7 protein-coding genes and 1 pseudogene are annotated in these 8,398 nt (G+C 72.8%); 4 read left to right on the top strand and 4 right to left on the bottom strand.

Annotated elements, in window-relative coordinates; all coding sequences use genetic code 11:
* Nucleotides 1-122: 122 nt before the first annotated feature.
* Entirely contained in the window at nucleotides 123-1,697 is a 1,575-nt protein-coding gene (locus DZF91_RS32525; protein WP_235834731.1) for an amino acid permease, read from the bottom strand.
* Between the two features lie 146 nt (nucleotides 1,698-1,843).
* On the opposite strand from DZF91_RS32525, the gene DZF91_RS32520 reads away from it, so the two are divergent.
* The 4 genes from DZF91_RS32520 (at nucleotide 1,844) to gltX (ending at nucleotide 5,643) form a co-directional block, all read left to right on the top strand.
* On the top strand, nucleotides 1,844-2,362 hold the full coding sequence (locus DZF91_RS32520; RefSeq protein WP_199487053.1) for an HAD domain-containing protein: 519 nt from the start codon (nucleotides 1,844-1,846) through the stop codon (nucleotides 2,360-2,362).
* A 151-nt stretch (nucleotides 2,363-2,513) separates the two neighbouring features.
* Entirely contained in the window at nucleotides 2,514-3,275 is a 762-nt protein-coding gene (locus DZF91_RS32515) for an SDR family NAD(P)-dependent oxidoreductase (protein WP_117360880.1), read from the top strand.
* A gap of 154 nt (nucleotides 3,276-3,429) precedes the next feature.
* The gene (locus DZF91_RS32510) at nucleotides 3,430-4,023 is read left to right on the top strand and encodes a TIGR03086 family metal-binding protein (RefSeq protein WP_117360879.1); all 594 of its coding nucleotides are present in this window, start codon (nucleotides 3,430-3,432) and stop codon (nucleotides 4,021-4,023) included.
* Nucleotides 4,024-4,263: 240 nt separating this feature from the next.
* Nucleotides 4,264-5,643 carry a glutamate--tRNA ligase gene (gltX, locus tag DZF91_RS32505; RefSeq protein WP_235834732.1) on the top strand — a complete coding sequence of 460 codons (1,380 nt, stop codon included), beginning with the start codon at nucleotides 4,264-4,266 and terminating at the stop codon, nucleotides 5,641-5,643.
* 18 nt (nucleotides 5,644-5,661) lie between these two features.
* Here gltX and DZF91_RS32500 read toward each other — a convergent pair whose 3' ends face one another.
* The 3 genes and pseudogenes from DZF91_RS32500 to DZF91_RS32490 all read right to left on the bottom strand — a co-directional run.
* The gene (locus DZF91_RS32500) at nucleotides 5,662-6,726 is read right to left on the bottom strand and encodes an urease accessory protein UreH domain-containing protein (protein ID WP_117360877.1); all 1,065 of its coding nucleotides are present in this window, start codon (nucleotides 6,724-6,726) and stop codon (nucleotides 5,662-5,664) included.
* A 399-nt stretch (nucleotides 6,727-7,125) separates the two neighbouring features.
* A pseudogene (locus DZF91_RS32495) lies at nucleotides 7,126-7,725 on the bottom strand (response regulator); the annotation flags it as partial.
* 109 nt (nucleotides 7,726-7,834) lie between these two features.
* Nucleotides 7,835-8,398: response regulator (locus tag DZF91_RS32490; RefSeq protein ID WP_147341494.1), on the bottom strand; the 564-nt coding region annotated here is incomplete at its 5' end.

Below are 8,398 nucleotides of genomic sequence, written 5' to 3'. Positions count from 1 at the left end.
CCGCCATCAGGGTGAGTTGGTGCTCCATAGTGCGGATACTCCTCATATGGGGGATGGCCGCCCGGTCCAGGACCGGGCGGCCATCCACTCTACGAGGCGCCTACGACGAATCCTCGGGCCCGCTATTCCGAGATCGGACCCTCGGCGGCGGCCTCGTGCACCCGGCGGCGCACGCAGAACCAGCCGACCACCAGCGCCGCGAGGATCGCCGGGAGGGCGAGAATGGTCCGGTGGCCCTCCCCGTCGTGGTCGAACCACATCAGGACCACGACGGCCAGCAGGAACAGCAGCGTCAGGATCTCGGTGTAGGGGGAGCCGGGCAGCCGGTAGGACGGCCGCTCCAGTTCGCCGCGCTCGCACCGCCGGACGAACAGCAGGTGCGAGACCATGATCATCGTCCAGGTGCCGAGGATGCCGATCGCGGCGAGGTTCAGCACGATCTCGAACGCGTCCTTGGGCACCCAGGCGTTCAGCCCGACGCCGAGGACGCAGACCACCGAGGTCATCAGGATGCCGCCGTAGGGCACCTGGTGGCGGCTCATCCTGGTGGTGAAGCGCGGGGCCGAGCCCGCGGTGCCCATCGAGCGCAGGATCCGGCCGGTCGAGTACAGCCCCGAGTTCAGGCTGGACAGCGCCGCGGTCAGCACGATCAGGTTCATCACGTCGCCCGCCGCGGGCACGCCGAGCTTGCTCAGCACGGTGACGAAGGGGCTGACGCCGTCCTGGTAGACGTCGGTCGGCAGCAGCATCGCGAGGATCACGACCGAGCCGACGTAGAACAGCAGGATCCGCCAGACGATCGAGTTGATCGCCTTCGGCATGACCTTCCCGGGGTTCTCGGTCTCGCCGGCCGCGACGCCGACCAGCTCGGTGGAGGCGTAGGCGAACACCACGCCCTGGATGACCACCAGCATGGGCAGCGCGCCCTTGGGGAAGATCCCGCCGTGGTCGATCACCAGGCCCGGCCCCGACTGGTAGCCGCCGACCTTGTGCCCGGTCACGAGCAGCGCGATGCCGATCAGCAGGAAGACGACCAGCGCGCCGACCTTGATGATGGACGCCCAGAACTCGACCTCGCCGAAGAAGCGGACCGAGACCAGGTTCACCGTGAGCACGACCGCGAGGGCGACCAGCGCCAGCACCCACTGCGGGATGGTGGTGAACGCCTTCCAGTAGTGCAGGTACAGCGCGATGGCGGTGATGTCGACGATGCCGGTGGTGCTCCAGTTGAGGAAGTGCATCCAGCCGGCGACGTACGCGCCCTTCTCGCCCATGAACTCGCGCGAGTAGGACACGAAGGAGCCCGAGGACGGGCGGTGCAGCACCAGTTCGCCGAGCGCGCGCACGACCATGAACGCGAAGAAGCCGCAGACGGCGTAGGCGATGGCCAGGGACGGTCCGGCGCTGTGCAGCCGCCCGCCCGCGCCGAGGAAGAGACCGGTGCCGATCGCGCCGCCGATGGCGATCATGTTCACGTGCCGGGTCTGCAGGCTCTTGCGGTAGCCCTCGTCGCCGGCGTCCACCACCGGGGTGCGCCCCGACTCGGTGGTGCGCCCGGACGCCGTGGTGCCTCCCGCGCTCCCCGGTCCGGCGGTCGGGTCCGGGGCCGTCCCGCGCCTCACCGTGCCGGCCGGTGCCGTGGTGCTCCCCGGCGGTGCCATGGGGGACGCGGACGCCCGGAGGTCCTGATCGCTCACGCTTCGTTGCCGCCTTTCCACGGGATGTGCTCGGTCACGGCCCGCTGAAGTTTCGGTCAGCCGCCCGAAACTGTCAAAACGTTGCCCCATAACTCGGTAAATAAAAGAGACTTGGATCACTCGGGCGGCCGTCGTACCGTTCCGTCATGGGAACTGCGCTGGTGCTGGTGGACATCGACGGTGTGCTGAACCCGCTGCGCCGCCCGCACCGGCGGTTCCGTCGCCACCGCGTCGCCCCCGACGGACATGCCCTGAACGTGTGGCTGGACGTCCGGCACGGCCGCATGCTCCGCGACCTGGCCGCCGACACGGGCGCCGAACTGGTGTGGGCGACCTACTGGCGGGACGAGGCGAACGTGTGGATCGGCCCCCGCCTCGGCCTGCCGGAGCTCCCGTTCGTCCCCGTCCCGCCGTTCCCCGGCATCGAGGAGGGCGGGACCTTCGGGTCGTGGAAGGCCCGCCACGTCGCCGCCTGGACCCGCGACCGCCCCTTCGTCTGGTTCGAGGACGAGCCCGACGCCGCCGCGTCACTGGCCGCGGAACCCGGTGTCGGCGACCACCTGCTCGTCGGTGTCGATCCGGTTCGGGGGCTCACCGAGGCGCACATCGCGTCGGCCGCCACCTGGCTGTCCGCGCGGCCCCTCCCGCCGGCCGTGACCGGTTGACCGGCCCGGTCCCGCCTCCGAGGTCGTCCCGCGCGCCGGCGCCGTCCCGCGCCCCGATCGCCCGCCGCTCCGCCCCGGATCAGCGGTTGCTTACCCCCACGGCTCCCGTACCGGGCAGGATGAGGGCCCGGTCCCGCCCCAAGGAGAATCCATGAGTGCTCTCACCGGACGCGTCGCCCTGGTCACCGGAGGGAGCCGCGGCATCGGCAGGGCCGTCGCGCTCGGCCTCGCGGGGGACGGCGCGACCGTCGCCATCGCCTACCGGCGCGACGCGGAGGCCGCCCGCAAGACCCTCGCCGCCCTCGCCGAGGCGGGCGTGGAGGGCCGCGCCTACCAGGCGTCGGTGGACGACCCGGACGACTGCGACCGCCTGGCCGCCGACATCGCCCTGGACTTCGGCCGCCTCGACATCCTCGTGCACAGCGCCGGGGTCGCCAGCCGCGGCAACGCCGTCGCCGACACCGACCCGGCCGAGGTCGTCCGGCTGATGAACGTGCACGCGATCGGCCCGCACCACCTCACCCGGGTCCTGCTGCCCCTGCTGCGCGCAGCCGGACGGGCGGACGTGGTCTTCGTGTCGAGCGTGATCACCGGCATCCATCCGCCGTTCAGCGCCCCCTACGCGATGGGGAAGGCCGCCATGGAGGCCCTGGCGCGCACCCTCGCGAAGGAGGAGCGCGCCCACGGTATGCACGTCAACATCGTCGCCCCCGGCCTCGTGGACACCGACATGGGGCGCCGCCTCGTGCGCGCCACGATGGGCGTGGAGGACATCCGCCGCCAGGACCCGATGTCCCCCTACGGCCACGTCTGCTCTCCGGAGGAGGTGGCGGACGTCGTCCGCTTCCTGGTGTCGGACGCCGCGTCCTACGTCACCGACCAGCGGATCGTCGTGGACGGCGGCACCTTCTGAGCCGGCCGTCCCGCTCCGCCCCTCTCCGTCGCCGGGCCGGCCCCGCGCCCGACCCGGTCCGGGAGCCTGCCCACCGTCCCGTCCCGTCCCGCCCTGGCCTGGCCTGGCGCGTTTCTCCAAGACTTCGCGGCGCCGGACGGCTAGCGTCGGACACATGGTCGAACAAGCTATCGAAGGACGTTCCTGGTTCGGGCCGGCGGCCGAGGCGGTCGTCGCGATCGTCCGCCAGGTGCCCGAGGACCGGCTGGACGCACCGACGCCCTGTTCCGACTGGGACGTCCGCACCGCCGTCAACCACGTGGTCTTCTGGAACGGCCGGGCCGCCGACGCCGCCGCCAAGACCCCGCCCAGCGGCCCGGACGAGGACCACGACTTCACCGCCGAGCCCGGCTGGGCCGACCGGTTCGCCGAGCAGGCCGCCGCCACCGCCCGCGCCTGGCAGGACCCGGACGCCTGGACCGGCACGACGAGCCTCACCGGCACCGAGCCGGGCATGCCCGCCGCCGTGATCGGGACGATGATGATCGTCGAGTGCGTCCTGCACGGCTGGGACATCGCGACCGCCCTCGGGATCGAGCCGCGCTTCGACCCTCGGCTGGTCGAGTACTCCTACGAGGGCCTGTCGTCGATCGCCGAGATGGGCCGCCAGTACGGCGCGTTCGGTCCGGAGGTCGCCGTCCCCGAGGACGCTCCGCTACTGGACCGGCTCGTCGGCCTGTCCGGACGCGACCCGTACTGGAAGCCCTGACCGCACGCCGGCCTCGGAAGTAGGCGGAACACACGCGTCCGAAACCCAGGGCCGAGTCCGAAACCTCTGGAACGTGTCCGGAAATCGCCGGGGAACCGTGCCGCGCCGCCCGCGAGAACCGTACCGGGAGCCCGCGCAGCGCGGGTCGCGGTGCGCGAGCGGGGGCCGGAGCGCTCTACGCTGGGGGACATGTCTTCCGCGTCTTCGATCCGAGTACGTTTCGCGCCCTCGCCCACCGGCATGTTCCACGTGGGCGGCGCCCGGTCCGCCCTGTTCAACTGGGTGATGGCCAAGCAGTCGGGTGGGACGCTCGTGCTGCGGATCGAGGACACCGACGCCTCCCGCAACAGCCCCGAATGGACCGAGGGAATCATCCGCGCGCTGGCGTGGCTCGGCATGGACGGCGGCGAGTACGAGGGCCCCTACTTCCAGTCCGCCAACGCCGACAAGCACACCGAGGCCGCCGCCGCGCTCCGCGAGCAGGGCCGCGCCTACTACTGCGAGTGCACCCGCGACCAGATCGTGGAGCGCACCGGCGACCCGCACCGCGGCTACGACGGCTTCTGCCGCGACCGCGGCCTCGAGCCGGGCCCGGGCCGCGCGCTGCGGTTCCGCACCCCCGACGAGGGCGAGACCGTGGTGGTCGACCTGCTGCGCGGCAAGCCGGTCTTCAAGAACTCCGCCCTGGAGGACTTCGTCGTCGCCCGCGCCGACGGCTCGGTCACGTTCCTGCTGGCCAACACCGTCGACGACATGAGCCAGGGCATCACCCACGTGGTGCGCGGCGAGGAGCACCTGTCCAACGCGCCCAAGCAGCAGCTGCTGTGGGAGGCGCTCGGGGGCACCCCGCCGGTCTGGGCGCACGTCCCGGTCATCGTCAACGAGAAGCGGCAGAAGCTGTCCAAGCGCCGCGACAAGGTCGCGCTGGAGGACTACCGCGACGAGGGCTACCTCGCCGAGGCCATGCGCAACTACCTGATGCTGCTCGGCTGGGCCCCGTCCGGCGACCGCGAGATCGTCCCCTGGGACGTCATCGTGGACGAGTTCCGCATCGACGACGTGAACTCCTCGCCCGCCTTCTTCGACGTCAAGAAGCTGCGCGCGATCAACGGCGACTACATCCGGATGCTGCCGGTGGAGAAGTTCGTCGCCGCGTGCCTGCCGTTCCTCGAGCGCGTGCCGTTCGAGGTCGACATGGCGGTGTTCGACCAGCTCGCCCCGCTCGCGCAGACCCGCGTCGCGGTCCTGTCGGAGATCGGGCAGATGATCGACTTCGCGTTCCTGCCCGAGCCGCCCTTCGACGAGCAGTCGTGGAAGAAGGCCATGAAGGAGCCCGCCGCGCAGCTCCTCGCGGACGCCGCCGAGGCGTACCGGGACGCCGAGTGGAAGGCCGACGTGCTGAAGGACCGCCTCGAGGCGGTCGGCGCGGCGCACGGGCTGAAGCTGGGCAAGACCCAGGCGCCGGTCCGCGTCGCGGTCACCGGACGCACCGTCGGGCTCCCGCTGTTCGAGTCGCTGGAGATCCTCGGCCGCGAGCGGACCCTGGAGCGGATCGAGGCCGCGCGCGCCCGCCTGGCCGCCGGGTCCGCCGCGTCCGGCGAGGCCGCCGCGTCCGAGTGACGCGTGTCCCCGGCGGGGTCACCGGAAGGTGATCTCGCCGGGGGAGTGGCCGGACGCGCACACGTACCGCAGCCGTCCCGGTCCCGGCACGCCCAGGTCGACGCGCGTCTCGCCGGTGACCGGCAGCACCACGTCCCGGCCGCGTGCCGGGATCGTGAACGCCCGCGTGTGGCCGTGGGTGTTGTCGGTCCGCAGCACGAGCACGGTGCGGACGCCCGCCCGCGCGGTCAGCGCCGCCGGACGGTACCCCTGGTCCAGCGCGTAGATGGTGATCAGCTGCGTCCCCGACGCGTCGGTGGTGACGAACCGGGCGGACGCGGCGGCGGTCGCCTCCGAGCCGCCGTCCGGCAGCCAGCCGCCCAGCCGCAGCCCCGACAGCAGCGTCCAGCCCGCCACGGCGAGCAGCGCCACGGCGACCACCGCCGTCAGCCGTCCGCGCAGCAGCGTCAGCGCCCGACCGACGGTCACCCCGACCAGCCCGAACAGCGGGGCGGTCCCGAGCACGAACCCCGCCATCACCGCGGCCCCGGCGAACGGCGACCGCGACGACACCGCGAGCAACTCGGCCGTCAGCGTCAGCGCGCACGGCACCAGGACGGTCGCCGCCCCGAGAGCCGCGGGACGCCGCGTCCGCCCCGTCCGCGAGACCGGAGACGGCGCGCAGTGCGCGTCCCGGCCGCCCCCGTCGCCATCTCCGTCGCCGCCCCCGGCGCCATCTCCGTCGCCGCCCCCGGCGGCCCGGCCGCCCTCGCCGCCCTTCGGGCTCCGTCTCAGCAGGCGGCGCACCGGGCCGAACCCCACCAGGTCGAGCGCGAAGAGCACCATCAGCGCCGCCGCGCCGACCAGCAGCACCGCCCTGATCCGAGGGCTCGGCTCGACCGCGGCCCCGGCCAGTCCCAGCAGTGCTCCGAGCGCGGCGTGCGTGACGAGCTTGGCCGACAGGAAAACCGCGACCGGCCGGACGGTCCGCGCCTCCCCGCGTACGGCTCCCGTCAGCAGCCCCAGTTGCACGGCGGCGCACGTCGTCCCGCCCGCGAGCAGTCCGGTGCCGAATCCCGTGGCGAACAGAGCGGCGGCGTCCATGGGCCCCACCTCCGCAGCGGAACCTATCCCGCGGCACCGACAGCGACGCGTCACCCGAGGGGATCAATAAGTCGCTGATGGGGTGATATGCCCGCTCTTGCGAGGTTAGGGACGCTCGGTACGTGAACGCGTCGCGTCGGCGCCCGCATCCTCGGTGACGTCCGCATCCTCGGTGACGTCCGCCTCCACGTCGGCGCCCGCAGCCGCCCCCGCGTCGTCATCGTCATCGGCATCCGCGTCGGCCCCGAGATCATCGCCGCCGCCGTACCCCGCGGTCCCGCCGCCGTCCGCCTCGGTGCCGCCGTCTGCGTCCGTCTCGGCGTCGCCGCCGGCATCGGCGAACGCGCTGAGCCGCGCGGCGGCCCCCGTCGCCGGCAGACCTCCCGGCGCGGGCCCGGCGCCCGGCGTGGCGTTCAGCGTGATCGCGGCGTCCGAGAGGACCTGCTCCAGCTCCTCGACCTCCGGCCGCAGTTCCTCCGGGACGCGGTCGCGCAGCCGCGCGGCGTGCTCGCGGGCGACCGCGAGCCGCTGCAGGGCGGGCCCGGGGGAGGGCGCCGCACGCAGCAGCGCGCCCTGGTCGCGCAGCAGCGCCGCCTGCTCCTTGAGCTGCCGGTTCTTGTTGTGCAGGTCGACGAACACCGACACCTTGGCCCGCAGCACCCACGGGTCGAACGGCTTGGAGATGAAGTCCACCGCGCCCGCCGCGTAGCCGCGGAAGGCGTAGTCCGGGTCGCTGTCGACCGCGGTGAGGAAGATGATCGGCAGGTCGCGGGTCTTCTTGCGGCGTTTGATGTCCCGGGCGGTCTCGAACCCGTCCATACCGGGCATGATCACGTCCAGCAGGATCACCGCGTACTCGTCGGTGAGCAGCGCCTTCAGCGCCTCCTCGCCGGAGCGGGCCCGGACCAGGTCCTGGTCGAGCGAGCTGAGGATCGCCTCGAGCGCGACGAGGTTCTCCTCGCGGTCGTCCACGAGCAGGATCTTCGCCTTGTCGTCCACACCTAGCCTTCCCGTTGCGGCACCTGCTGAGGGGCGGCGGCGACCGCCGGCGGCCGGGGCGCCGGCCCGACCGCCCCACCGCCCGACCGCGCGCCCCGCGGACGCGGCGTCAGCCGATGACCGAACGGCCGAGCCACACCCGCATGACCTCCAGCAGGCGGTCGACGTCGACGGGCTTCGGCACGTAGTCCGACGCTCCCGCGGCGAGGCTCCGCTCCCGGTCGCCCTTCATCACCTTGGCCGTGATCACGATGATCGGCAAGTCGGCGAACTGCGGCATCTCGCGGATCGCGGCCGTGGTGGCGTACCCGTCGAGGCCGGGCATCATCACATCCATCAGGACGAGCGCGACATCCGGGTTGCGGTGCAGCAGGTCGATGCCCGCCTGTCCGTCCTCAGCGTAGAACACCTCCATCCCGTAGCCCTCGAGGACGCTGGTCAGGGCGAACACGTTGCGGACGTCGTCGTCGACGATGAGCACCTTGCGGCCCGCGAGGATGGTGTCGGTGAAGTCGGCGGGCGGCTCGGACAGCAGCCCGCCGATCCCCGCCCCGCCGTTGTCGCCGGGCACCGCCTCCGGACCTCCGGCACCGTTCCCCGCTCCGGCGCCGTTTCCGGCTCCCGAGCCGGTCGCGCCGCCGGCCGCCGTCTCGGCCGGAGCCGGGGGCGCGGG

The sequence above is a fragment of the Actinomadura logoneensis genome (assembly GCF_003428695.1).
GTDB classification, from domain to species: Bacteria; Actinomycetota; Actinomycetes; order Streptosporangiales; family Streptosporangiaceae; genus Spirillospora; species Spirillospora logoneensis.
The sequence above is the reverse complement of the archived record's forward strand: the minus strand, read 5'-3'. Positions and strand labels throughout refer to the sequence as shown.